The 24,569-nt window shown below is 72.0% G+C and carries 21 protein-coding genes and 1 pseudogene; 7 read left to right on the forward strand and 15 right to left on the reverse strand.

Annotated elements, in window-relative coordinates:
* Genes ACPYN4_RS01140 through ACPYN4_RS01150 form a run of 3 tightly spaced genes read left to right on the forward strand, consistent with a single transcriptional unit; the run spans position 1 to position 2,894 of the window.
* Positions 1-399 (forward strand): cytidine deaminase, encoded by a 399-nt coding sequence (locus ACPYN4_RS01140; protein ID WP_424445393.1) that lies wholly within the window; start codon positions 1-3, stop codon positions 397-399.
* Positions 396-1,721, forward strand: coding sequence for a thymidine phosphorylase (locus ACPYN4_RS01145; protein WP_424445394.1), 1,326 nt, complete (start codon positions 396-398; stop codon positions 1,719-1,721). Before ACPYN4_RS01140 ends, ACPYN4_RS01145 begins: the two co-directional genes overlap by 4 nt.
* A 57-nt stretch (positions 1,722-1,778) precedes the next feature.
* Positions 1,779-2,894, forward strand: coding sequence for an adenosine deaminase (locus ACPYN4_RS01150; RefSeq protein ID WP_424445395.1), 1,116 nt, complete (start codon positions 1,779-1,781; stop codon positions 2,892-2,894).
* Between the two features lie 126 nt (positions 2,895-3,020).
* Here the strand turns inward: ACPYN4_RS01150 and ACPYN4_RS01155 are convergent, their stop codons facing one another.
* From ACPYN4_RS01155 to ACPYN4_RS01175, 5 genes are all read right to left on the reverse strand, one after another.
* On the reverse strand, positions 3,021-3,875 hold the full coding sequence (locus tag ACPYN4_RS01155) for an endonuclease domain-containing protein (protein WP_424445396.1): 855 nt from the start codon (positions 3,873-3,875) through the stop codon (positions 3,021-3,023).
* Positions 3,876-4,068: 193 nt separating this feature from the next.
* Entirely contained in the window at positions 4,069-5,022 is a 954-nt protein-coding gene (locus ACPYN4_RS01160) for an SDR family oxidoreductase (protein ID WP_424445397.1), read from the reverse strand.
* A complete protein-coding gene (locus ACPYN4_RS01165) occupies positions 5,019-6,053 on the reverse strand; it encodes a bile acid:sodium symporter family protein (RefSeq protein WP_287270834.1) in 1,035 nt (344 codons plus the stop codon). The genes ACPYN4_RS01160 and ACPYN4_RS01165 overlap by 4 nt, the downstream gene beginning before the upstream one ends.
* Complete coding sequence (locus ACPYN4_RS01170) at positions 6,050-7,360, reverse strand: flavin-containing monooxygenase (RefSeq protein WP_424445398.1); 1,311 nt, start codon at positions 7,358-7,360, stop codon at positions 6,050-6,052. Before ACPYN4_RS01170 ends, ACPYN4_RS01165 begins: the two co-directional genes overlap by 4 nt.
* 84 nt (positions 7,361-7,444) lie before the next feature.
* Positions 7,445-8,152 carry a TSUP family transporter gene (locus ACPYN4_RS01175; RefSeq protein ID WP_424445399.1) on the reverse strand — a complete coding sequence of 236 codons (708 nt, stop codon included), beginning with the start codon at positions 8,150-8,152 and terminating at the stop codon, positions 7,445-7,447.
* Positions 8,153-8,559: 407 nt separating this feature from the next.
* On the opposite strand from ACPYN4_RS01175, the gene ACPYN4_RS01180 reads away from it, so the two are divergent.
* The gene (locus tag ACPYN4_RS01180; protein ID WP_424445400.1) at positions 8,560-8,874 is read left to right on the forward strand and encodes a GIY-YIG nuclease family protein; all 315 of its coding nucleotides are present in this window, start codon (positions 8,560-8,562) and stop codon (positions 8,872-8,874) included.
* A 130-nt stretch (positions 8,875-9,004) separates the two neighbouring features.
* On the opposite strand, the pseudogene ACPYN4_RS01185 reads toward ACPYN4_RS01180, so the two are convergent.
* From ACPYN4_RS01185 to ACPYN4_RS01205, 5 genes and pseudogenes are all read right to left on the reverse strand, one after another.
* Positions 9,005-10,158: pseudogene (locus tag ACPYN4_RS01185) on the reverse strand (mannitol-1-phosphate 5-dehydrogenase).
* A gap of 8 nt (positions 10,159-10,166) precedes the next feature.
* Positions 10,167-10,604, reverse strand: a complete 438-nt coding sequence (locus ACPYN4_RS01190) for a PTS sugar transporter subunit IIA (protein ID WP_424445401.1) — start codon at positions 10,602-10,604, stop codon at positions 10,167-10,169.
* Between the two features lie 218 nt (positions 10,605-10,822).
* Entirely contained in the window at positions 10,823-12,484 is a 1,662-nt protein-coding gene (ptsP, locus tag ACPYN4_RS01195; RefSeq protein WP_424445402.1) for a phosphoenolpyruvate--protein phosphotransferase, read from the reverse strand.
* A gap of 19 nt (positions 12,485-12,503) precedes the next feature.
* Positions 12,504-12,779 (reverse strand): HPr family phosphocarrier protein, encoded by a 276-nt coding sequence (locus ACPYN4_RS01200; RefSeq protein WP_076691448.1) that lies wholly within the window; start codon positions 12,777-12,779, stop codon positions 12,504-12,506.
* Positions 12,776-13,150 (reverse strand): PTS sugar transporter subunit IIB, encoded by a 375-nt coding sequence (locus ACPYN4_RS01205; RefSeq protein ID WP_239281838.1) that lies wholly within the window; start codon positions 13,148-13,150, stop codon positions 12,776-12,778. The genes ACPYN4_RS01200 and ACPYN4_RS01205 overlap by 4 nt, the downstream gene beginning before the upstream one ends.
* Before the next feature lie 109 nt (positions 13,151-13,259).
* On the opposite strand from ACPYN4_RS01205, the gene ACPYN4_RS01210 reads away from it, so the two are divergent.
* Positions 13,260-15,206, forward strand: coding sequence for a BglG family transcription antiterminator (locus tag ACPYN4_RS01210; RefSeq protein ID WP_424445403.1), 1,947 nt, complete (start codon positions 13,260-13,262; stop codon positions 15,204-15,206).
* Positions 15,207-15,402: 196 nt separating this feature from the next.
* Here the strand turns inward: ACPYN4_RS01210 and ACPYN4_RS01215 are convergent, their stop codons facing one another.
* From ACPYN4_RS01215 to ACPYN4_RS01225, 3 genes are all read right to left on the reverse strand, one after another.
* Positions 15,403-15,975, reverse strand: a complete 573-nt coding sequence (locus ACPYN4_RS01215; RefSeq protein ID WP_424445404.1) for a GNAT family N-acetyltransferase — start codon at positions 15,973-15,975, stop codon at positions 15,403-15,405.
* A 255-nt stretch (positions 15,976-16,230) separates the two neighbouring features.
* Positions 16,231-17,907 (reverse strand): phospho-sugar mutase, encoded by a 1,677-nt coding sequence (locus tag ACPYN4_RS01220; protein WP_424445405.1) that lies wholly within the window; start codon positions 17,905-17,907, stop codon positions 16,231-16,233.
* Positions 17,904-18,737, reverse strand: coding sequence for a purine-nucleoside phosphorylase (locus ACPYN4_RS01225; protein ID WP_281652030.1), 834 nt, complete (start codon positions 18,735-18,737; stop codon positions 17,904-17,906). The genes ACPYN4_RS01220 and ACPYN4_RS01225 overlap by 4 nt, the downstream gene beginning before the upstream one ends.
* Before the next feature lie 64 nt (positions 18,738-18,801).
* Between ACPYN4_RS01225 and ACPYN4_RS01230 the strand changes: the two genes are divergently transcribed.
* Positions 18,802-20,253, forward strand: a complete 1,452-nt coding sequence (locus ACPYN4_RS01230; protein WP_239281843.1) for an NAD(P)H-quinone dehydrogenase — start codon at positions 18,802-18,804, stop codon at positions 20,251-20,253.
* Positions 20,254-20,404: 151 nt separating this feature from the next.
* On the opposite strand, the gene ACPYN4_RS01235 is transcribed toward ACPYN4_RS01230, so the two are convergent.
* On the reverse strand, positions 20,405-22,198 hold the full coding sequence (locus ACPYN4_RS01235; protein ID WP_424445406.1) for an acetyl/propionyl/methylcrotonyl-CoA carboxylase subunit alpha: 1,794 nt from the start codon (positions 22,196-22,198) through the stop codon (positions 20,405-20,407).
* 78 nt (positions 22,199-22,276) lie between these two features.
* Complete coding sequence (locus ACPYN4_RS01240; RefSeq protein ID WP_424445407.1) at positions 22,277-22,933, reverse strand: Maf family protein; 657 nt, start codon at positions 22,931-22,933, stop codon at positions 22,277-22,279.
* A gap of 211 nt (positions 22,934-23,144) precedes the next feature.
* On the opposite strand from ACPYN4_RS01240, the gene ACPYN4_RS01245 reads away from it, so the two are divergent.
* Positions 23,145-24,566, forward strand: coding sequence for a class I SAM-dependent RNA methyltransferase (locus ACPYN4_RS01245; RefSeq protein ID WP_424445408.1), 1,422 nt, complete (start codon positions 23,145-23,147; stop codon positions 24,564-24,566).
* The last annotated feature ends 3 nt before the right edge of the window (positions 24,567-24,569 follow it).

A 24,569-nucleotide genomic window follows, 5' to 3' on the forward strand; every position in this document is an offset into this window, starting at 1 on the left:
ATGACCGACATCGACTGGGACGAGCTGCGCGCCGTCGCCACCGACGCCATGCAGCGTGCGTACGCGCCGTACTCGCGCTACCGGGTCGGAGCCGCCGCGCTCGTGAGCGACGGCCGGATCGTGTCGGGCTGCAACGTCGAGAACGCCTCGTACGGCGTCGGCCTGTGCGCGGAATGCGCGCTCGTCGGCGACCTGCACATGTCCGGCGGGGGCGAGCTCGTCGCCTTCGTGTGCGTCAACAACGACGGCCAGACGATCATGCCGTGCGGGCGCTGCCGTCAGCTGCTGTACGAGTTCGCCTTGCCGGGGATGCTGCTCGAGACCGTCTCCGGCATCCGCACGATCGACGAGGTGCTGCCGGATGCCTTCGGGCCGCGCGATCTGGAGGGGGCGCGATGACTTCCGTCGAAGCGCCTGCGCTGAGCGAGCGCCAGCGAGTCGAAGCGTTCGACGCGGTCGACGTCATCCGCATCAAGCGCGACAAGGGCGAGGTGCCCGAAGAGGCGCTGCGCTGGATGATCGACGCCTACACCCGCGAGTACGTCGCCGACTCGCAGATGGCGGCCTTCGCGATGGCGGTGCTGCTCAACGGCATGACCCGCGGCGAGATCCGCGTCATGACCGACGCGATGATCGCCTCCGGCGAGCGGATGAGCTTCTCGTCGCTCGGCAAGCGCACCGTCGACAAGCACTCCACCGGGGGTGTCGGCGACAAGATCACCCTGCCGCTCGCCCCGCTCGTCGCCTCGTTCGGCGTCGCCGTGCCGCAGCTGTCCGGCCGCGGACTCGGACACACCGGCGGAACGCTCGACAAGCTCGAGTCCATTCCGGGGTGGCGCGCCGCGCTGTCGAACGAGCAGATGTTCGCGCAGCTGCAGGGGGTCGGCGCGGTCATCTGCGCCGCCGGATCGGGTCTCGCCCCGGCCGACAAGCGGTTGTATGCGCTCCGCGACGTCACCGGGACGGTCGAGGCGATCCCGCTGATCGCGTCGAGCATCATGTCGAAGAAGATCGCGGAGGGCACCGACGCGCTCGTCCTCGACGTGAAGTTCGGGTCCGGCGCGTTCATGCAGGACATCGACCGCGCCCGCGAGCTCGCCCGCACGATGGTCGCGCTCGGGACCGACTCGGGCGTCGCGACGACGGCGCTGCTCACCGACATGAACACCCCGCTGGGTCTCGCGATCGGCAACGCCAACGAGGTGCGTGAATCGGTCGAGGTGCTCGCCGGCGGCGGCCCCGCCGACGTCGTCGAGCTGACCGTCGCCCTCGCCCGCGAGATGCTCGCGCTCGCCGGACAGCCCGATGCCGACGTCGAGGCCGCCCTGCAGGACGGTCGTGCGATGGACGCGTGGCGCGAGATGATCCGCGCGCAGGATGGCGACCCCGACGCGGCCCTCCCCACCCCGCGGGAGACCCACACGGTCACGGCCGCCGGCGACGGCATCCTGACCCGCATGGACGCGCTGCCGTTCGGCGTCGCGGCGTGGCGGCTGGGCGCCGGGCGCGCCCGTGCGCAGGACCCGGTCGTGCACGCCGCGGGCATCGACCTGCACGTCAAGCCCGGTGCGGCCGTCACCGCCGGTCAGCCGCTGTTCACCCTGCTCGCCGATGATGACAAGCGCTTCGACCGTGCCCTCGACGCCCTCGAGGGTGCGTGGGAGATCGGGGCCGACGCCCCGGCATCCGCCCCCCTGGTGCGCGAGCGCATCACCGCCTGACCTGCATCCACCCCGCATCCACCTCGCATCCACCTGCATCCACCCGAGGAGCACCCCATGGCCATCGATCAGCACGGCGACGCGAAGCTCGACGGCGTCTCGATCCGCTCTCTGCCGAAGGTGTCGTTGCACGACCACCTCGACGGGGCGCTGCGCCCGCAGACGATCCTCGAGCTCGCCGACGAAATCGGGCTGGAGGTGCCGGCGGAGACCGCCGATGACCTCGCGGACTGGTTCGAGGATCAGAGCGACTCGGGCTCGCTCGTGGAGTACCTGAAGACGTTCGATCTCACCACCGCGGTCATGCAGTCCGCTGACGGGCTGCGCCGCGTCGCGAAGGAGTTCGTCGAAGACCTCGCCGCCGACGGCGTCATCTACGGGGAGGTGCGCTGGGCGCCCGAGCAGCACCTCGCCCGCGGACTGTCGCTGGAGGAGGCGGTCGAAGCCGTGCAGGAGGGCATCGAGGAGGGTGAGGACGCGGTCGACGGCACCGGGCGCGACATCCGCGTCGGCCAGCTCATCACGGCGATGCGCCACACCGACCGGTCGCTCGAGATCGCCGAGCTCGCCGTCGCGTACCGCGGTCGCGGCGCCGTCGGGTTCGACATCGCGGGGCCCGAGGACGGCTTCCCCGCCTCGAACCACCGCGCAGCGTTCGACTACCTCGCGACGCACTTCTTCCCCGTGACCGTGCATGCCGGCGAGGCGGCCGGGCTCGACAGCATCCGTTCCGCGCTCATCGACGGGCGCGCGCTGCGGCTCGGCCACGGTGTGCGCATCGCGGAGGACCTCGACGTCGTGCACCAGAAGGGCGACGAGGTGCTCGTGACCTTCGGCGACCTGGCCCGCTGGGTGCGTGACCGGGAGATCCCGCTGGAGCTCTCGCCGTCGTCGAACCTGCAGACCGGTGCGATCGCGCGGTGGGGCACCACCCTGGAGGACCACCCGTTCGACCTGCTGTACCAGCTCGGCTTCGCCGTGACGGTCAACGTCGACAACCGCACGATGAGCCGCACCTCGCTCACCCGCGAGCTCGCCCTGCTGGCCGAGACGTTCGACTACCGGCTGGAGGACCTCGAGGCGTTCCAGCTGAACGCCGCCGCGGGCGCGTTCCTGTCGGTGGAGGAGCGCGAGGAGCTCATCGAGCTCATCGGCGAGGGCTTCAGCGCCTGACCGCCGGCGGCACGGCCCCGGCGGCCCCTGGGGCGCCGGCGGCTGGCCGTGGCGAACTCCTTCGATTCGGTCGCTGCCGCGCCGAAAGAGACCTCTCGAGCGAGACCGCGTCACGGATCGAAGGAGTTAGCGACGTGGGCCGTGCGAGATCGCGCGCTTGAGGAGTTCCTGAGTCTGTTCCGGAATGGTCAGGATGTCCTCCGCGAGAGGGCGTACCGTCGTGTAGCCACGCGCCGCGGCGGCGAGATCACGCCGCATGTCGCGTTTGCGCTCTTGCCAGCTGCTGTGGTGTGCGCGGCTGTCGCACTCGACGATCAGCCACCCGTTGACGAGCAGATCGATGCGCCCGACCCCCTCGATCTCGACCTGCGTTTCCACGCGACATCCGAGCATCCTGAGCATGAGGCGGACGAGCGTCTCGGGGCCCGACTCGGCGCTCTTGTCGAGCAGCGGGCGTAGCCGCCGGAATCGACGGGGCAGCCGCGCGAACACCGCAGCAACCCCTTCCTCGTCGATCAATCCGTGGTGCCACGCGCTGTCCAGCGTGGCGATCGCGTCGCGTGGCGACTGGCATCGGCACGCCTGGGCGAGAGCTTCGATGAGGTCAGCCGCGAGATCGCAGGCGCCTCGTGACGAGCGTCGCCAGTGGCCGATGACGTGGGAGCCGCGGGCAGGCACACGGCTCGCCCCCATCTCCAACTGAACATGGACCTGGGCGCACTCCCGGACGAAGACGCCGAGCGCCGACAATAGCGAGATGCAGTCGAGGCGCGCGCCGAGAGCGGCAGCCGAGATGAGGAGCGGAGAGAGGCGAGGGTCGACGTAGCGTCCGCGGCGCACGCGAAGCAGGCGCCCGCTGCCCGTGAGTTCACCGAGCTGTCGCTGGGTGATGCCGCGCGAGCGAAGCGCGTCGGTGCTGAGGAAGGTGGCCGGAAGGATGAGCGCGGCGTTCTCACGCACCTGCAGGCTCGTGTTCGACATGCCGACCAGTACAACCCGTTCGCCGTCGGCGCGGAGCGCGGAAGGTCACATCGGTGGAGAGACCTGGTTATTCGGCGTCTGGGGAGAGGGCGATGCAGCTAACTCCTTCGATTCGGTCGCTGCCGCGCCGAAGGACGCTGATTCTCCCGTGCCGCTCCCGGATCGAAGGAGTTGGGTACCGTGGCGCGGCGGCTCAGCGGCGGGCGACGCCCGGGTGGGCGGCGAGGTAGGCCTCGAAGGCTTCGCGGGAGGTGAGCGCGGGCGTATAGCCGAAGTCGCGCTTCAGCGCGGTGTTGTCGAGCACCGGCCGGTAGCGGAGGAACCGCACCTGCTCGGGGCCATGCGGCGTCAGGCGCAGCGCCCGACCGACCCGCAGCGCGAGACCCAGGGCGGATGCCGGGACGCGCACCACCGGTTTACCCAGGCGGTTTGCGATCTCGTCGACCGTCATGCGTCCGTCGCCGGCGACGTTGTAAATGCCGGCCGGCCCGTCGGTCGCCGCGCGCGCCATCGCGGCGGCGACGTCGTCCACCCATACGAAGACGAACGGCGAGTCCGCGCCGCGCACCGCCAGGATGCGACGACCGTCCCATAGCGCCGTGATCTGATTCTGCACGGTGGGTCCGAGGATCGTCCCGATGCGGAACACGACCTGCTCCAGGTCGGGATGCGCGCCGTGGTACTCCGCGAGCATCTCCTCCACGAGCCGCTTGTGCCTCGCATACGCGAACTCCTCGTTGCCGCGGACGGGGTCGCTCTCGCGCAGCCAGTCCGGGCTGTCGGCGTGGTACCCGTACGCCGCCCCGGAGGACGACACGACGATCCGCCGTACGCCGGCCGCCACGCACGCCTCGAGCACGTGCCGCGACCCGTCGACGTCGACGCGGTACTCCAGGTCGTGATCGCGGCCCGGGTTCACGATCGCCGCGAGGTGCACGACGACGTCGATCGCGTGCCGGCGCAGCAGCGGTTCGAGGGTGCCCGCCCGCGTGACGTCGCATTCCTCGTAGACGACGCCGGCGACCGGATGCCGGGGCGCGCGCACGTCGCCCGCGATGACGGCCTCGACGTCGCCCCGCGCGGCGAGGGCCGCTACGACGTGACCGCCGAGGAACCCGGCACCGCCGGTGATCAGCACGCGGGTCATGCCGGGCTGTCCGTCCGCGTCGTCCCGGATGCCGGCGGCGGCGCCGTGCCGTTCGCCCTGTCCGCCGCTGCCGACGCCGCCCGGGCCGCCGCGGCCATCCCGCGCCGGCTGGCGTCGCCCTTGACCGAGCCGGTGCGGCGTTTCGTGTGTCGGGCCCACAGTGCCGCCACGACGAGCCCCGCGATGATGTCCCACACGCCCCACCAGCCGGCGACGATCGCCATGCCGCCGAGACCCCCGAAGAACGTGAAGATCAGCCCGAGTCCGAGGCCGGCATTGCGGATGCCGACTTCGAACGTCAGGGCCTTGCGTTCCCGCGTGCCGAGACCGCCGACGGTCGCGGTGGTCCAGCCGATCGCGAGGGCGACGGCGTCGTGGATCGTGACGGCCAGCACGATGAGCCCGAGGAAGGCGATGAAGTACTGCCAGTTGCCGGCGAGGGCCGCGACGATGAAGGCCAGCAGCGCGATGAGCGAGAACCACTTCACGAACGGCTGCACGCGCCCGGCGAGCCGCGGCAGGCGGTTCCGGAACGTGAGACCCACGACGAACGGAAGCCCGATGACCAGCAGGATCTCCAGCAGCATCTGCCAGCCATTGAGCGAGACGACGTGCAGCAGCGCCTTCGTGTCCGCCCGCAGCGAGCCCCAGAAGGCGACCGACAGCGGCAGCACGAAGATGTAGATGAGGTTCGAGACCGCCGTCATCGACACCGACAGGGCGACGTTGCCGCCGGAGCGATGCGTCAGCACCTGCGAGATGTTGCCCGGCGGACAGCACCCGACGAGGATCATGCCGAGCGCCATCGAGGCCGTGACGGGAAGGATCAGGGTGAGACCGAACGTCACGGCCGGCAGCACGAGCAGCTGCGCGACGATGGCGATGATCATCGGGCGGGGCCGGCGCGCGACGACCTTGAAGTCGTCGACGGTGACGTCGAGGGCCACGCCCAGCATGATGAGCCCGAGCACGACGTTGAGGATGACCAGCGTGCCGGGGTTGAAGTTCAGGACGATCTCGTCGGGGTTCATCGCTGGGCTCCGAGACTCGTCCGCGCCTTCCGCACCGCACCGCGATACGCGTCCTTGTTGACGTAGTACGACATCCGGGCAAGGCCGAGGTAGCGGTAGCCGCCGGTGAGGTCGGGCCAGGGCTCGTCGGCGACCCGGCGGCGGAACGCCGCCTGCGCCGCGGCATCCGCCGTCAGGTACGTCGCGATGAGTTCGGCCTGCTCGTACCGGCCCTGCCAGCCGATGCCGGACGCCTCGATCATGCCCATCACGTACAGGCCGTTGAACGACGGCGGGAAGATGTTGAGGTACAGCTTCGGGGCCATGCCGGTCCAGTTGAGGGCCGCGCGGTCGACGAACGGATAGTCCAGCGTGTAGCCGGTTGCCAGCAGCACCGTGTCGTACTCTCCGCTCGTCCCGTCGCGGAAGTGCACCGTCTGTCCGTCGAAGCGGTCGATGTCGCCGCGGATGCCGATGTCGCCCTGACCGAGGTGGTTCAACACGAGCGTGTTGACGATCGGGTGCGACTCGTAGATCCGGTAGTCGGGCTTCGGGAAGCCGAAGCGCACCGGGTCGCCGGTGAACGCGCGCAGCACTCGCGTGTCGACGAACTGCTTGATCCGCGCCGGCAGCGGACGCCCCTGGTTGAGGGTGTCGGAGGGCCGGCCGAACAGGTACCGCGGGACGAAGTAGTAGCCCCGCCGCACGCTCATGTCGACGGATGCCGCGTGGTGGACGGCATCGACGGCGATGTCGCACCCGGAGTTGCCGGCCCCGACGATGAGCACCCGTCGGCCGTCGAGCTGGCGCGCGCTCTTGTACGTCGAGGTGTGGAAGATCTCGCCGGTGAAGGTCCCCGGGAAGGTGGGGACGGCGGGCTCCGCGAGCGTGCCGTTGGCGAGGATCACGGCGTCGAAACGCTCCGTCGTCTCCCCGTCGGCCCCTGAGCCTGTCGCAGGGCCGACCGAGGTCACCTCCCACCCGCCGCCCTCGGCGGGGGTCACCGCCTTTACCTTCGTGTCGAAGCGGAACAGCTCGGTCAGACCGAAATGGTCCGCGTAGTCCCGGAAGTACTCGATCAGCACCCGGTGGCTGGGATAGTCGGCATCCGTCGCCATCGGGAACTCCGCGAACTGCGTCGTCGTGAGCGACGAGATGAGGTGGGCGGACTCGTACATCGTCGAGCGGGGGTTCTCGATGTCCCACAGGCCCCCGACGCCGCGCGAGGCCTCGAAGCCGACGACCTCGAGCCCCGCCTTCTGCAGCGCGCGTGCCGCCGACAGGCCCGACGGTCCCGCGCCGATGACGGCGCAGCGATGTGTGTGCATCCCCAGATACTCCTTCGTACCCGGCGCGCGCGGCGCGCCAGCGACACGATGTTAGCGGCTGCTAACTGAAATCCGGAATCGGTGTCAGGACCACAGTGCCAGGATGCCGCGGACGAGCACCACTGTCGCCCCCGCCCACGCGATCGCGAGCATCGCGCGGCGGGCGATCGGGGCCGGGACGAACCTCACCAGAAGGCTTCCGACGACGATGCCGGCCGCCGTCGCGGCGACGAGGATCGTCACGTCGACGGACGGCAGCGCGGGGAGCCCGCGCAGCAGCACCGAGACGGCGCTGAACGCGACGAAGATCACCTGCACGCTCGCCGCGAACGAGCGCTGCGGCCACCGGTCGCCGACGGCGTGCGCCGCCAGCGGCGGGCCCGACAGGCCGCTCGCGACGTGCATGAATCCGGCGGCGGCGCCCGCGGCGACGGCTCCCGAGCGTCCGGTGAGCGCCTGGGCCAGGGCGGGGAGGTGCCCGGCGACGAGCGCGAAGTAGGCCAGCGCCGCGATCATGAGCAGCAGCGCCGGGTCGGGGAGCACACGGACGACGAACGCACCGGCGGGGGCGGCGACCAGCCCCGGCCAGATGAGCCACCACGAGCGCCGCCAGTCGACGTCGCGCCAGACGAGCGGCACGGCCGCGAGGGACGCGACGAGCGCCAGCAGCACGCCCTCCCGCCCGCCGTAGAGCAGGACGACCGGTCCGATGAGCACGAGCACGAAGCCGAGCCCCGTGATGCGCTGGATCACCGCGGCGACGAAGGCGGCGGATGCGGCGGCGAGGAGCACGAGGGCAGAGTCTACGGGGCGCGGGGGACGCGCAGGTGACGCGCCGGGGATCCGCCTTCGTGGCATCCCCGCCGGAAGCGTGCGGCTGCACCGCACTGAAGCCATGTTCGGTGAATACTCCGACGCACAGTGGATCGGCCTGGCGTTCGTCCTCCTCGGCTTGGCTCTCGTGCTCGCCATCGCGGTCCGCCGCTGTCGGCGTGCTCGAGCGGTCGTTGAGCGAGCGAGGAACTTCTCTTCCCGGTCGTTGAGCGAGCGAGGAACGAGCGAGACGAAACGGCGTGCCACTTCCCGGTCGTTGAGCGAGCGAGGAACGAGCGAGACGAAGCGGGCCGACCGGTGGGAGACCCGCCGCGGGGCTGTGGAGAGCCGGCGCGCCGTCGACGCAGCATCCCTACTCTCGGCTCATGCCGTACACCTACATGCTCCGCTGCTCCGACGGGACCCTGTATGTCGGGAGCACGATCGACCTCGACCGTCGACTCGCGCAGCATCAAGCCGGCGAGGGCGCCGCGTACACGAAGAGGCGGCGTCCGGTGGAGCTCTTCTGGGCCGGGGAGTTCGAGCGGATCGACGAGGCCTTCGCCTGGGAGAAGCGGCTGCAGGGATGGAGCCACGCCAAGCGCGAAGCCTTCGCCGCGGGAGGACTTGACGCTGTCGTCGGGTGGAGCGCGCGACAACGACGCCGCGATCGCGCACCGGCGGACGACGGCGACGAGTGAGACGAAACGGAGTGAGGGGTTCTGGGGGATTTGGGGCGTTTCGTCTCGGTCGCTGGCGCTCCCTCGCTCAACGACCGGTGGGGTTGCGCTCCTCGGGGCGACCGGTGAACGCGGGGGCGGGGCGCGCCGGCTACCCGGCGAGGGCAGCCTGGCGGGCGCGGACGACCGCCTCGACGGCGGCGAACAGGGGGTGCGCGGGTTCCAGCCCCGTTACCCCCGTCGTGAACGTAGCGGCATCCTCCTCGCGGAGGCGGCGCTGCAGCTCGACGGACTGTTCGTCCTCGGGCTCGTCGAACTCGAGGGCCGCGGCCATCGCCGCTACGAGCGCCGACGTCGCCAGACCCCGCTCCGCGGCGGCCGCTGCCGGGCCGACGAAGCGCTCGTGGCGCGACAGCTTCCGCAACGGCTGCCGTCCCACCCGCCCCACGGTGTCCGGCAGGGCAGGGTTGGCGAACCGGCGGAGGATCGTGGCGCGGTAGGCGGCGAGGTCCGCCGCGTCCAGCCCGTGGACGGCCTCGAGCAGCGCCGAGGTCTCCTCGAGTGTCGCGGCGACCTTCGCGGCGATCGCCGGGTCGGCGAGCGCGTCGGAGATCTTCTCGAGCCCGGCCTGCGCGCCGAAGTACGCCGTCGTGGCGTGGCCGGTGTTGACGGTGAACAGCTTCCGCTCGATGTAGGGCGCGAGGTCGTCGACGAAGTGCGCGCCGGGGATGTGCGGCGGGTTGTCGCCGAACGGCCCGCGCTCGATCGCCCACTCGAAGAACGGCTCGACGGTGACATCGACGCCGGCGCCGGGCGCCTGCGCCGGGACGATGCGGTCGACGGCGGTGTTGGCGAACACGGCACGGTTCGCCACGGCATCCCACGCCTCGCCCGCCTGCGCGCGGATCTCCTCGCGCAGCAGATCGGTCGCTCCGATGGCGTTCTCGCATGCCATGACCTGCAGCGGCGGCAGCGCGGGGTCGCGCGTGCCAGCCCGGCGAGGATGTGCGGCGCGACGAACTTCAGGATCGTGGGACCGACGGCCGTCGTGACGACGTCCGCGGTGGCGATCTCGTCGATCACGTCCTGGGGGTCGGTGGCGCTGTTGATCGCCCGGTATCCGGTGACGACCCGGTCCGCCCCGCCCTCGCCGACCTCGTGGACGGTGTAGCTGGACGTCGCGTTGATGGCGTCGACGAGGGACGCCGCGACATCCGAGAACACCAGCTCATAGCCCCCGTCGTGCAGCAGCAGACCGACGAAGCCGCGTCCGATGTTGCCGGCGCCGAAGTGGACGGCCTTCATGGCGCGCCTCAGCCGTTCACCGAGGCGAGCAGGGCGTAGAGCTCCTCGGGGGTCTGTGCCGCCTTCAGGCGGGCGACTTCGTCCTCCTCGGAGAAGATCAGAGCGATCTGCGACAGGATGTCGAGGTGCTCTTCGCCCTTGCCGGCGATGCCGACGACGAAGGTGACGTGCTCGCCGTCCCAGTCGATGCCGCCGTCGTAACGGACGAACGAGAGCGCCGAGTCGAGGATCGCCGACTTCGTCTCGTTGGTGCCGTGGGGGATCGCCAGCTCGTTGCCCATATACGTGGACACCGTCGCCTCGCGCTGCTGCATGGCGTCGAAGTACGCGCTCGTGACCGCACCGGCGGCCTCCAGGATGTCGGCGGCCTCCCGCATCGCATCTTCCTTCGACACCGACCCGGAGTGGATCCGCACCTGACCGACGTTCAGGACTTCGCGTGACATGTCATCCTCTTCTCGTTCGTGCTCTCGTGATCGATCTGGGCTCATCGTAGGCGCCGAGCCCGTGACGGCCAGGGCCGCGGAGCCGGGGCATCGCGCATCCCGGCTCCGCGGCGGTCTGTACTCAGCCGCGGTTCTTGTGCTGGTCGACGACCATGTCCACGACCTCGTCGTACTTCGGCGAGTTCATGAAGTTGTCGACCGACACGTGCGGACCGCGACTACGCGGCGTTCTGAGCCGCGGCCTGCGCCGCTGCTCGGGCGGATGCCGCGTCATCGGCGGCGAGGGCGGCCGCGGCGATGCGCTCGGCATCGGCACGGTCGTACTGCAGGAGCGAGGCGCGCACGTCCGCGAGGGCGGTCGGGGCCATCGAGAGGGTGGTCGCGCCCATGCCGACGAGCACGACGGCCAGCAGCGGGTCGGCCGCGGCCTCGCCGCAGATGCCGACGGGCTTGCCGTGCGCCTTGCCGCCGTCGGCGGTGGCCTTGATGAGCCGGAGGACCGCGGGATGCCAGGGGTCCTGGAAGCTCGCGACCGACCCGAGCAGACGGTCGGCGGCCATGGTGTACTGCGTGAGGTCGTTCGTGCCGATCGAGGCGAAGTCGGCGATCTCCAGCACACGGTCGGCCATGAGCGCCGCCGAGGGCACCTCGACCATGACGCCGGCGGTCTTGATGCCGTACTCCTTCGCGAGGGTGACGAAATAGTCCGTCTCCTCGACGGTCGAGACCATCGGCGCCATGACCCAGAGGTCGGCCTCGGTCGACGTGTCGGCGTTGGCGAGCGCCGTCAGCTGCTCGCGCAGGATGTCCTCGCTCGCGCGGAGGGCCCGGAGGCCCCGCAGGCCCAGCGCCGGGTTGTCCTCGTGCGCGTCGTTGAGGAAGGAGAGCGGCTTGTCGGCCCCGGCATCCAGCGCCCGCACGACCACCTTCTTGCCGGGGAAGGCCTGCAGCAACTCGGTGTAGGCCTTCGTCTGCTCCTCGACGGTCGGTGCCTGCGTGGCGGAGAGGAAGAGGAACTCGGTGCGGAACAGGCCCACGCCCTCGGCGCCGAGTTCGACCGCCTCGGCGGCGCCGCCGGGCTTGCCGAGGTTCGCCAGGAGCGGGACGGGCGTGCCGTCCTTCAATGCGCCGGGCGTGACGGGGGCGGATGCCGCGGCCGCCCGCGCGTCGGCACGGTGCTGCGCCTGCGCCAGCTCGTCGGCGGTCGGGTCGGTCGTCACGACGCCCTTGGCGGCGTCGACGATGACGATGTCACCGTCGACGAGGTCCTTCGCGCCCGCGACGCCCACGACCGCGACGATCGACTTCTCGCGGGCGAGGATCGCGGTGTGCGAGGTGGGACCGCCCTCGGTGGTGACGAGGGCCAGCACCTTGTCGAGGTCGAGCAGGGCGGTGTCGGCGGGGGCGAGGTCCTTCGCGACGAGCACGAACGGGTGGCCGGGGTCGGGGACGCCCGGCGCGGGCAGGCCGCGCAGCCGCGCGATGACACGCTGGGCGACGTCGTCGAGGTCGGCGGCGCGCTCGCCGAGGTAGCCGCCCATCGCCGCGAGGGTGTCGCGGAAGCTCGCGAAGGCGTCGTAAACGGCGAACTCACCGGTCTTGCCGGCGTTCACCCGGGTCTGGACCTCGGTGTCGAGGGTGGGGTCCTCCGCCATCATCGCCTGCGCCTCGAGCACCTCGCGGGCCATGCCGCCGGCGTGGGAGCCGCGCTCCTCGAGCTCGCGGGCGACGGCGGCGACCGCCTCGCGCACCCGGGCGAGCTCTTCCTCCGGAGTGAGGGTGCTCGCGGCATCCGACGGCGCCGGCAACGGCTCCGCCATCCGGGCGACCGGCCCCTGGGCCACTCCCAGTCCGATCCCGACTCCACGCAGTTGTGCCATCTCTTCGTCTCCTTCGGCTTCAGTTCTCGTCGTGATCGGTGGTCAGCAGTTCGGCGAGCGTGTCGAGCACCTGCTCGGCGTTGTCGCCGTCGGCCGCGAGGGTGACGTAGTCGCCCTTCTCGGCGCCGAGGGCGATGACGCCCAGGATGCTGGCGGCGTTGACCGGCGCCCCCGAGCCCTTGGAGATGGTGACCGGGATGCCGGAGTCCTTGACCGCCTGCGCGAACAGCTTGGCGGGGCGGGCGTGCAGGCCATTGGACGATCCGATCCGGATCGTGCGCGTCACAGCGGTCATGCGGGGTTCCTCTCCGTGGGGGCGTTCTCGGTCTGCAGGGGGCTCGGCGCCGGGACGTCCGGCGCGCCGGAGGCCAGTGCCGCCTCGACGAGCGCCAGCGTGCGGCTGCCGTCGAGGTCGGTGAAGATGTCCGGCGGCAGCAGCACGACGCGGGTCTCGCGGGGTTCCGCCTCCCGACGGATGCGCTCGAGGGCGTGCTGCAGGTGAGGACCCACGAGCACGACATCGGCCGCATCCAGGTCGATCGGCAGCGACTGCTCCGTTCCGGCGACGGCGCTGAACTCGCGCCCGGCCGCCTGCGCGGCATGGCGGATGCGCTGCGCCACGAACGTGCTCGACGCTCCCGCGCCGCACACCACGAGGATCCTCATCGATCCGCCTCCTTCACGGCCATTCTTGTGAAAGCGCTGGGAGCGGACAACCACTCTCCTTTCCGCGGGGGCGGAAACTCCCGGCGGGTCGCATGGTTGACTGGACGACGTGAGCAGAGCGCGCCAGGACCGGGTCATCGCGCTGCTCTCCCGGGAAGGCGACTGGGTCACCGCCGCCGAGCTCGCCGACGTCGTCGGGGTCACGCCTCGCAGCATCCGCAGCTACGTGACGGCGCTGAACGCGCGCGTGCCCGGCGGTCTCGTCGTCGAGTCGGGACCGCTCGGCTACCGCGCCGGGCCGGACGCGATGACCGCGCTGCGCGCCGCCGTCGACACGGCCACCCCCCGCGAGCGCGTGCACCGGCTGGTGCGCGCGCTGCTCGACGGTCGCGACGGCATCGACGTGTTCGAGGTCGCGGAGCAGTTTCACGTCAGCCCCGCGACCCTCGAGGGCGACCTCGGCCGGGTGCGGGCGCTCCTCGGCGACAGCGAGCTGACGCTCGAGCGCACCGGCGCGCGGGCGCGGCTGCGGGGCACCGAGATGGCGCAGCGGCGCCTGCTCAGCAGGCTCGCCCACGACGAGACCGACGACGGCGCCTTCGACCTTGAGGCCCTCCGACGCAGCCTCGGCGAGGGCTCGATCGGCGAAGCGGTGTTCGGCCCCTTCAAGGCCGAGCTCGTCTCGGGCCTCGGCGACCTCGGCTACTTCGTCAACGAGTTCGGCATCGGCGACGTCATGATGCACATCGCGATCACCGCCGACCGGGTGGCGCACGACCGCGCACTGGAGACGACGCTCGCCGCCGCCGTGCCGCCCGCGCAGGAGCAGGTGGGGGAGCTGCTGGACCGGCTGTGCGCCCAGTACCTCGGCGTGCAGCTGGGAGCGGGCGACCGCCGGCACCTCGCCGCGCTGGTGCTCAGTCGCGTCGTCGCGCCGGGAGCGGGGGAGCCGGCATCCGTCATCCGCTCCCGCCTGCAGCCCGATGTCGAACAGGCCGTCCGCGATGTCGTGCAGCGCGCGGCCGCAGAGTTCCTCGTCGACATCGCGCACGAGGACTTCGTGCTGCGCCTCGCCCTGCACGTGCAGAACCTCCGTCTGCGCGCGCGGGAGCAGGCATGGTCGCGCAATCCGCTGACGCGGTCGCTGAAGTCGTCGTACCCGATGATCTTCGAGGTCGCGGTGTACATCGCCGACGGACTGCGCGGGCTCCTCGGCATCCCCATCCTCGACGACGAGATCGCGTACATCGCCATGCACGTGGGTGGACGGCTGGAGCGCAGCCGTCGCGGCGGCACGCAGCTGACCGCCACGATCGTCTGCCCCGGGTACTACGAGCTGCACGAGCTGCTGCGCTCGAGCGTCGACCGTTCGCTCGGTCAGGCCGTGGACGTCGTGGGGGTCCAGACGCGCGCCGACCCCGACTGGGACGCCATCGACACCGACCTCATCCTCACGACGATCGACCCGCCGTTCGCGGGCGACCGCGTCGTGCGGATCCAGCCGTTCCTCACGGAGGGCGACGTCGAACGGGTGCAGGCCGCCGCCGGCCGCGTGCGCCGTGCCCGCCGGTTGGCGCGGCTGCGGGCGGAGTTGGAGCGGTACTTCTCGGCCGACGCCTTCGTCGCGACGGTGCCGCCGGATGCCGACGAAGAGAGCGTCATCCGGATGCTGGGGGCCCGACTGGTCGCGCAGGGCGTCATCGACGAGGACTACGTGGAGCGCACGCTCGAACGCGAGCGGCTGTCCTCGACAGCGTTCACCGACGCGCTCGCCGTCCCGCACGCGCTCGGCATGACCGCGAGCCGCACCGCGATCGCCGTGGCGCTCGCCGATCCTTCGATGCCGTGGGGCCCGCCGTCACCGGCGGGAGATCAGGGGCGCGTGCAGGTGATCGCGATGGTCGCGTTCTCGCAGAGCGACCGCGAGGCGTTCCAGACGGTCTTCGAGCAGTTCGTCGAAGTGTTCAGCGAGCGCGAGAGCGTGCAGCGGATCGTCCGCCGCGGCACGGCGTTCGGCCCGTTCCTCGACGAGCTCGTCGCCGTCGTCGACGGCTGAGGAGTGGGGCGGGGCGGGGTGGGGCGGGGTGCTGCGCCTGCCGGTGCCTGCGCGCGAGTGCCCGTACCCGCCCGTGCCTGCGAACTGCAAGGTCGCGTGGCCGACACGCCGCGGATGCCGGGGCCGCAGCGGCGTGTCGCAGACGATCCCTTGCAGTGAGCGCGCGGCCAGCACGATGAGGCGGGGCGACGGCGCGTCAGCCGCGGGCGAGGCGTGCCTGCAGGCCGTTGCGCACGGCCGGCCACTCGTGGGGGAGGATCGAGTACACGACGGAGTCGCGCAGGCTCCCGTCGGGGCTGCGCCGGTGGTTGCGCAGCACGCCGTCCTGCCGTGCGCCGAGCCGCTCGATCGCCGCGCGCGACTGACGGTTGTGCCAGTGGGTGGTCAGCTGCACCGCGATGACCTCGCACGCCTCGAACGCGTGCCCGAGGATCAGGAGCTTCGCGGCGGTGTTGACGGCGGTGCGCTGCACGCGGGGCGAGAGCCACGTGTAGCCCACCTCGACGCGCGGGCTGTCGAGATCGATCCCGCAGTAGGTCGTCATGCCGACGGCGCGCCCGTCTGAGACGACGGCGAAGGGGTTCATCCTCCCGGCATCCCGCTCGGCGAGACGGCGCTCGATCTCGTCGGGCACCGATGCCGGGACCGACGTGTACCAGGCGTACTCCAACCCCTCGCGGGCGTCGGTGAGGTCGTCCGCGTGGGCGGGGCTGAGCGGTTCCAGCCGGACGAACGGGTTCTCGAGGACGACGGGGTCGGTCAGCAGCACGGGGTCGAGCCTACGCGTGTTCCCAATTCAGTCCGCCCGTGCCAGGCCCGCGCGCTCGCCCCCGGGATTCCGGGGGCGAGCGCGCGGGCCGCGGTGAGGAGACTGAATACGGCCCGGGCCCGGCCCGCCACCCGCCCGGCCGTCACCCGGCCAGCCGTCACCCGGCCAGGCCCTCACCCGGCCAGGCCCTCACCCGGCCAGGCCCTCACCCGGCCGGGCCCTCAGGCCCGGGCGATCAGCCCTGCGCAGCCGCGATCAGCTCTGCGCCGCCGCGATCAGTTCCCGCGCGGCGGCATCGAGTGCGGCCAGACGGGCGGCGGCGTCGGCCGCGGTCTCGCCGCGCACGTCGAGGTACGCCTTGAGCTTCGGCTCGGTGCCGCTCGGGCGCACGATGACGCGCGACCCGTCGGCCAGCCACAGCCGCAGCACGTCGCCGGGCGGGAAGCCGTCCACGCCTGTCAGCAGGTCGTCGATGCGCGTGACGGCCACGGTGCCGAGAGCGGCCGGAGGGGCCGCGCGCAGCACCGCCATGATCCGGGAGATCACTGACACGTCCTCCACCCGCAGCGACACCTGCCCGGACTGGAAGAACCCGAAGGTCTCCTGGAACTGGGTCAGCAGGTCGGCGAGTGTGTGGCCCTGTTCGCGCGCCTCGGCGATCATGCCGAGGATCGCGACAGCCGCGGAGATGCCGTCCTTGTCGCGCACCGTCTCGGGATTGACGAGGTAGCCGAGGGCCTCCTCGAAGCCGTAGACGATCCCGGGGGCGCGGGAGATCCACTTGAAGCCGGTGAGGGTCGAGTGGAAGTCCAGGCCGTAGTGCTCCGCGACGGTCTGCAGGCCGGGGGAGGAGACGAGCGAGCAGGCGAGCGAGGCGCCGGGGCGGGCCTCGCCGGCCGCGCGCGCGGCGGCGCGCCAGCCGAGCAGCAGGCCGATCTCGTTGCCGGTCAGGCGCCGCCAGCCACCGTCGGCGGCGGCGTCGGGGATCGCGACCGCCAGGCGGTCGGCGTCGGGGTCGTTGGCGATGACGAACTCGGCATCCGCCTGCCGCGCGGTCTCGAAGGCGAGGTCCATCGCGCCCGGCTCCTCGGGATTGGGGAACGCGACGGTGGGAAAGCGCCCGTCGGGCGCGATCTGGGCTTCGACGACGGTCGGCTCGGGGTAGCCGGCGAGATGCAGGATCGCGCGCAGCGTCTCGTAGCCGACGCCGTGCATGGCGGTGTAGACCCAGGTCATCCCCGCCGAGCCCGCGGGGGCCGGGGCGACCGTCGCGGTCGCCGCGATGTAGGCCTGGACGACGGACTCGTCCGCCGTCTCGTACGCGCCTCGGGGCAGGTCGGCGACGACGGATGCCGCGGCCACCCGGTCGATGTGTGCGGCGATCTCGGCGTCGGCGGGCGCGACGATCTGCGACCCCTCGTCGGCGCCGCCGAGGTACACCTTGTAGCCGTTGTCGTCGGGCGGGTTGTGCGACGCGGTGACCATGACGCCCGCGGCGGCGCCGAGGTGCCGGACGGCGAACGCGAGCACCGGGGTGGGCAGCAGGCGCGGCAGCAGCACGGCGCGCAGGCCCGCACCGGCGAACAGCTCCGCCGAGTCGCGGGCGAATACGTCGGAGTTGCGGCGACCGTCGTAGCCGATGACGACCGTGGGCGTCGTCCCGGGGGCCGCCTTCTCCCGCAGGTAGGCGGCGAAGCCTGCGGCGGCCTGCGACACCAGCACCCGGTTCATCCGGTTGCTGCCGGCGCCGAGCCGGCCGCGCAGCCCCGCCGTGCCGAACTGCAGCCGGGCGCCGAACCGGTCGGCGAGCTCGGCCGCGGCATCCGCCTCGCCCGCCTCGTCGCGCGCGATCAGGTCGGTCAGCTCCGCCTGCGTGACGGGGTCGGGGTCCTGCGCGAGCCAGGCCCGCGCGGCGGCCCGCACGTCGCTCACAGCGCGCCGATCACGCGGGCGAGGAGCGCGGAGATGACGGGCTCCGCGGCCTGTCCGGCCTCGATGACCTCGCGGTGGCTGAGGGGCGTGGTCTGGATGCCGGCGGCCATGTTGGTGATGAGCGAGAACCCGAGGATCTCCATGCCGGCCTGACGCGCGGCGATCGCCTCGAGCGCCGTCGACATGCCGACGATGTGACCGCCGATCGTCTTCGCCATGCGCACCTCGGCGGGCGTCTCGTACTGCGGCCCGCGGAACTGGCAGTACACGCCCTCGTCGAGCGTGGGGTCGATCGTGCGCGCGAGGTCGCGCAGGCGTGTGGAGTACAGGTCGGTGAGGTCGATGAAGGTGGCGCCTTCGAGCGGCGAGTCGCCGGTGAGGTTGATGTGGTCGCTGATGAGGACCGGGGTGCCGGCCTTCCAGGTCGGCTTGATGCCGCCGGCGCCGTTGGTGAGCACCATCGTTTTCGCGCCCGTCGCCGCGGCGGTGCGCACGCTGTGCACGACGCGGCGGACGCCGTGGCCCTCGTAGTAGTGGGTGCGCGCTCCGATCACGAGCACGCGCTTGCCGGAGGGGGTCAGGATGCTGCGCAGCGACCCCACGTGGCCCGCGAGTGCGGGCCTGCTGAACCCGGTCACCTCGGTCGCGGGGATCGTCGTCGTGGTCTCGCCGACGAGATCCGCGGCCTTGCCCCACCCGCTGCCGAGGGTGAGGGCGATGTCGTGGCGCTCGACTCCGGTGAGGCGGGCGATGTCGGATGCCGCGGCGGCGGCGATCTCGAACGGGTCGGCCGCGGGGTCGTCGAGGGGGTTGCTGTACGAGTCGGACATGGCTCCCACTCTAGGAAACCCGGCCGGTGTTCGGACAGAGCGGCCCGGCTGAGACAATGGAGCAATGTCTTCGAGCTTCGTGAATACCCAGTCGGTCGCCGTCCTCGGCGGCGGCCCCGGGGGATACGAGGCGGCGCTGGCCGCCGCGCAGCTCGGGGCGGAGGTGACTCTCGTCGAGCGTGCGGGGGTGGGCGGCGCGGCGGTCATCACCGACGTCGTGCCCTCGAAGAGCCTCATCGCGACGGCGGATGCCGCCGTCGCGATCGCGGAGGCGTCGGATCTCGGCGTGCAGCTGTTCGCGCATGGGGAGTCGGGGCGCCCGCTCAAGCCCGAGATCGCGATCAATCTCGCCGCGGTCAACAAGCGGCTGATGTCGCTGGCGCGGCAGCAGTCCGACGACATGCGCGCCCAGCTCGTCGATGCCGGCGTGCGCATCATCTCGGGGCACGGCCGCCTCGACGATCACCACTCGATCATCGTGGCCACCGGCCCCGGAGGGACCGACTTCGACCGCGTCGAGGCCGACACGCTCGTCGTCGCGGTCGGGGCATCGCCCCGCCAGCTGCCGAGCGCCATGCCCGACGGGGAGCGCATCCTCACCTGGACCCAGCTCTACGACATGAAGGCGCTGCCCGAGCACCTCATCGTCGTGGGATCCGGGGTCACGGGCGCGGAGTTCGCCTCCGCCTACATGAACCTCGGTGCGAAGGTCACCTTGATCTCGAGCCGTGACCAGGTGCTCCCCGGCGAGGACCGGGATGCCGCGGCCGTGCTCGAGAAGGTCTTCACGCGCGGCGGGATGACGGTGATGTCGCGCTCCCGTGCGGAGCGCGTCGAGCGGGCGGGCGACGGCGTCGTCGTGACCCTCTCGGACGGACGCACCATCGAGGGCAGTCATTGCCTCATGGCGGTCGGATCCATCCCCAACACGGCGAGCATCGGGCTCGCCGAGACCGGCGTGCAGCTCACCGACTCGGGGCACATCCGGGTCAACCGCGTCGCCCGCACCTCGGTGCCCAACATCTATGCGGCGGGAGACTGCACGACCTTCGTGCCCCTGGCATCCGTCGCCTCGATGCAGGGACGCACCGCCATCTTCCACGCGCTGGGCGACACCGTGATCCCGCTGGAGCGGCGCCGCATCACCGCGAACATCTTCACCGCGCCCGAGATCGCGACCGTCGGCCGGCAGGAGAAGGACCTCGAGACCGGCGCCATCAACGGCTACGTCCACAAGCTCCCGCTCGCGGCGAACGCGCGCGCGAAGATGATGGGCATCAAGGACGGCTTCGTCAAGATCATCGCCCGGGAGGGGAGCGGCACCGTCATCGGCGGTGTCATCGTCGCACCGCGCGCATCGGAGCTCATCTACCCCATCGCGATCGCCGTCGAGCGCCGCCTCACGGTCGACCAGGTCTCCCGCGTGTTCGCGGTGTTTCCGTCGCTGACGGGCTCGATCACCGATGCCACGCGCGCGATGCACCTCGTCAACCGCGACGACGACTTCTTCGGCTGATCGCACCGGGCGCCGCCGGGGGGATCCGCCGCCGTTCCGCGGGAGCCCCGCGCCCGGCACTCCTTCGTCCGTCGCAAATCGCGGCTATCGCCGCGTGATGGCGCACTGTGCGTCGGATGAGCACCGCCGCGACGGCGGGCGCGCCCCCGCCTCAGGAGATGGTGAGCAGCTGATGCCCGGCCGACACGGTCGTGCCGGGGTCGGCGTTGATCGCGCCGATGACGCCGTCCTTGTGCGCCTGGATCGGCTGCTCCATCTTCATGGCCTCGAGCACGACGACGAGGTCGCCCTTGACGACCTGCTGCCCGTCGGCGACGGCCACCTTCACGATCGTCGCCTGCATCGGCGCCTTGACGGCGTCGCCCGAGGCCCCGGCCGACACCGTCGGCGCGTGCGAGCGCCGCGACGGCGGCACCGCGGCGGGGCGGCCGATCTTCGTGGGTGCGACGGCGATGCGGTCGGGCAGGCTCACCTCGAGCCGCTTGCCCGACACCTCGACGACGACGGTGTGGCGCGGCTCGGCGTTCTCGGGCGACTCGAGTTCGCCGTCCCACGGCGGGATGTCGTTCTCGAAATCGGTCTCGATCCACCGCGTGAATACGCCGAACCGGCCGTCCTCGGCGGTGAAGGCGGGGTCGCGCACGACCTTGCGGTGGAACGGCAGCACCGTCGGCATGCCCGCGACCTCGAACTCGTCGAGGGCGCGGCGTGCGCGTTCCAGCGCCTCGGCGCGGTTGCGGCCCGTGACGATGAGCTTGCCGAGCAGCGAGTCGAACGCGCCCGAGACGCTGTCGCCGGCGGTGACGCCCGAGTCGAGACGGATGCCGGGACCGCCGAACGTCTTGAACTGGTGGATCCGGCCGGGTTGCGGCAGGAAGTTCCGCCCCGGGTCCTCCCCGTTGATGCGGAACTCGATCGAGTGACCGACCGGGGTCGGGTCGTCATAGTCCAGCGTGCCGCCCTCGGCGAGGCGGAACTGCTCGCGCACGAGGTCGATGCCGGTGACCTCCTCGGAGACCGGGTGCTCGACCTGCAGACGGGTGTTGACCTCGAGGAACGAGATCGTGCCGTCGGCGCCGATGAGGAACTCGCACGTGCCCGCGCCGACGTAGCCGACCTCGCGCAGGATCGCCTTCGAGGCGTCGTACAGGATGCGGTTCTGCTCGTCCGTCAGGAACGGCGCGGGCGCCTCCTCGACGAGCTTCTGGTGACGGCGCTGCAGCGAGCAGTCGCGGGTGGAGACGACGACGACGTTGCCCGCGGCATCCGCCAGGCACTGCGTCTCGACGTGACGCGGCTTGTCGAGGTACTTCTCCACGAAGCACTCGCCGCGGCCGAAGGCGGTGATCGCCTCGCGCGTGGCGGACTCGAACAGCTCCGCGACCTCGTCGAGCTCGCGGGCGACCTTCAGTCCCCGGCCGCCGCCGCCGTACGCGGCCTTGATCGCGATGGGCAGGCCATGCTCCTCGGCGAACGCGATGACCTCGTCGGCGCCGGACACGGGACCCGGGGTTCCGGGGGCGAGCGGCGCGCCCACCTTCTCGGCGACGTGACGGGCGGTGACCTTGTCGCCGAGCGCCTCGATCGCCTCGGGAGAGGGACCGATCCAGACGAGCCCGGCGTCCTGGACGGCGCGGGCGAACTCGGCGTTCTCGGCGAGGAAGCCGTAGCCGGGGTGCACGGCGTCGGCGCCGGAGCGGCGAGCCACCGACAGGATCTTCTCGATCGACAGGTACGTCTCGGCGCTCGTCGCGCCCTCGAGCGCGTACGCCTCGTCGGCGAGCTTGCTGTGCATCGCGTCGCGGTCCTGGTCGGCGTAGACGGCGACCGAGAGCCTGCCGCTGTCGCGGGCGGCGCGGATCACGCGGACGGCGATCTCGCCGCGGTTCGCGATGAGCACTTTGGTGATCTGCGGACGCGCGGGCGCCGTGTCCAGTGAAGGCATGGATGCCAGCCTACCCAGCAGCGGACCGCCTGCTTTGGATCACTCGCACAAGATCCCCGAGGAATCGTGGGCGGAAAGCTACGACGCGCGGGGGCGGTTCCACAGGTCGGTCCAGCGGATACCGAGCCTTCCGCACAGGTGCCGCACGGTCGACAGGGACATCCCGACGACCGTGGACGGGTCGCCCTCGACGCGCTCGATGAACGCGCCGCCGAGGCTGTCGACGGTGAATGCACCGGCGACCTGCAGCGGCTCGCCGGAGGCGACGTAGGCGGAGATCTCGGCATCCGTGATGTCGGCGACGAACGTGACGGATGCCGCGGCCACCGCGGACTCCTCGCGCGGCGCCCGGCCGGGCTCGACCCGGATGACGCTGTGGCCGGAGTGCAGGATGCCGGTGCGCCCGCGCATCTGCTCCCAGCGGGCGGTCGCGACGTCGGGGCGGTGGGGTTTGCCGAGCACCTGGCCGTCGATCTCGAACATGGAGTCGCCACCCACGACGACACCGTCGAAGGCGGGATCGGCAGCGTCGAGGGATGCCGCGACATCCGCCGCCTTGCGACGCGCGAGCAGCAGCACATGCTCGTCCGGCGGCAGGGTGCGGCCCTCGGCGGTTTCGGCGGCGGCGATCACGGCGTCCTCGTCGACGTCCGGCGCCTGCAGCAGCGGCTCGATGCCCGCCTGCCGCATCAGCATGAGGCGGGCGGGTGAGGTGGAGGCCAGGCACACGCGCATGGGACCACGGTATCCGGCCCGCCCGGGGCAGCGCCGCGCCCCCGCGCCCCCGCCACGCTCTGTGCCGAACCCGCGCCTCTGGGCCGAACCCTCATCCTCCAGCGCGCACAGGGGCGAGGGCTGGTCCCCGGGGTAAGGGTTCGGCAGGGTGCGCCGCGCAGCCCCGGCCGCCCCGGGGCGGGCGGTCGGCGAGTGCGGCTAGCGTTGAGGGATGCAGCCCGGCGACCTCCTCGACCTCGACGTGACCGGTGTCGCCCACGGCGGCGTGTTCGTGGCGCGGCACGAGGGGCGGGTGGTGTTCGTCTCCGACGCGATCCCCGGCGAGCGGGTGCGCGTCCGCCTCACCGACACCGCGAAGGCCTCCTTCTGGCGGGCGGAGACCGTCGAGGTCCTGGACGCCTCGCCCCATCGCCGCCCGCATGTCTGGGCAGCGGCCGATGTCGCCGTCGACCCCGACGACCGTCCCGGCGGCGCGGACTTCGGGCACATCGCGCTGCCCCACCAGCGCGACCTGAAGCAGCGCGTGCTCCTCGAGGCGCTGGAGCGGTTCGGTGGGTTCACCCCGCCCGCAGTCACCGTCGCGGAAGCGACTCCCGTGCGCGCGGCGGACGGCGCGGTCCTCGCCGAGGAGACCCCCGATGCGACCCGCTGGCGCACCCGCGTCAGCCTCCACGTCGACGCCGACGGGCGTGTCGGTCCGTTCGCCGCCCGCAGCCACCGCGTCATCCCCGTCGAGGAGCTGCCGCTCGCGACGGCCGAGATCGAGGATGCCGCGCGCGCCCTGTCCGGCGCCGATCACGCGCCGGGGCGGATCGACTTGGTCCAGCCGGCCGACGGGCGGGTGCGTGTCCTCCCGCGCCCGGAGCTCGCGCGCCGCGGAGCGGAGGCCCGTCGCCCCGCCGGCCCCCGCCGCGGAAAGCGGCCCCGCGGCCGCACCGCGGCATCCGCCCCCGCAGCCCACGCCCCAGCACCCCACACCCCAGCAGCCCACCCCCCAGCACCGCACGACCCGGCCCGTGAGGTCGTGCTCGAGCGGGTCGGCGACCGGAGCTTCCGCGTCGACGCCGGCGGCTTCTGGCAGGTGCACCGGCTCGCCGCGCATTCCCTCAGCGCGCTCGTCGCCGACGCGCTCGCGGGCATCGGCGTCGATCCCGACGCGCACCACCTCGACCTCTACGGCGGGGTCGGCCTGTTCGCGGCGGCGCTGGCGGATGCCGGGGGACCGGCCACCCGCGTGACCAGCGTCGAATCCGACCCGCGGGCGACCGAGCACGCCGGCGAGAATCTCGCGGCGTGGGTCGGCGCGCGCGCCGAGACCGACCGCACCGAGCGCTACCTGACGCGGCTGCTCGCCCAGGCCAGCGCGGCGGAACGCGCCCGCCTGGCGCACGGCGTCGTGCTGCTCGACCCGCCGCGGGCGGGGGCGGGACGCGAGGTCGTCGAGCGGGTGGCGGCGCTGTCCCCGGCATCCGTCGTGTACGTCGCCTGCGACCCGGTCGCGCTCGCGCGCGACATCGGGACCTTCCGCGCCCACGGATATCAGCCGCAGCGCATCGACGCGCTCGACCTGTTCCCCCACTCGCATCACCTGGAGGCGGTCGCCGTCCTGAGCCGCGACGGTCGCGCTCGATAGGCT

Source organism: Microbacterium sp. CH-015 (genome assembly GCF_049707015.1).
Classification (GTDB): Bacteria; Actinomycetota; Actinomycetes; order Actinomycetales; family Microbacteriaceae; genus Microbacterium; species Microbacterium aurum.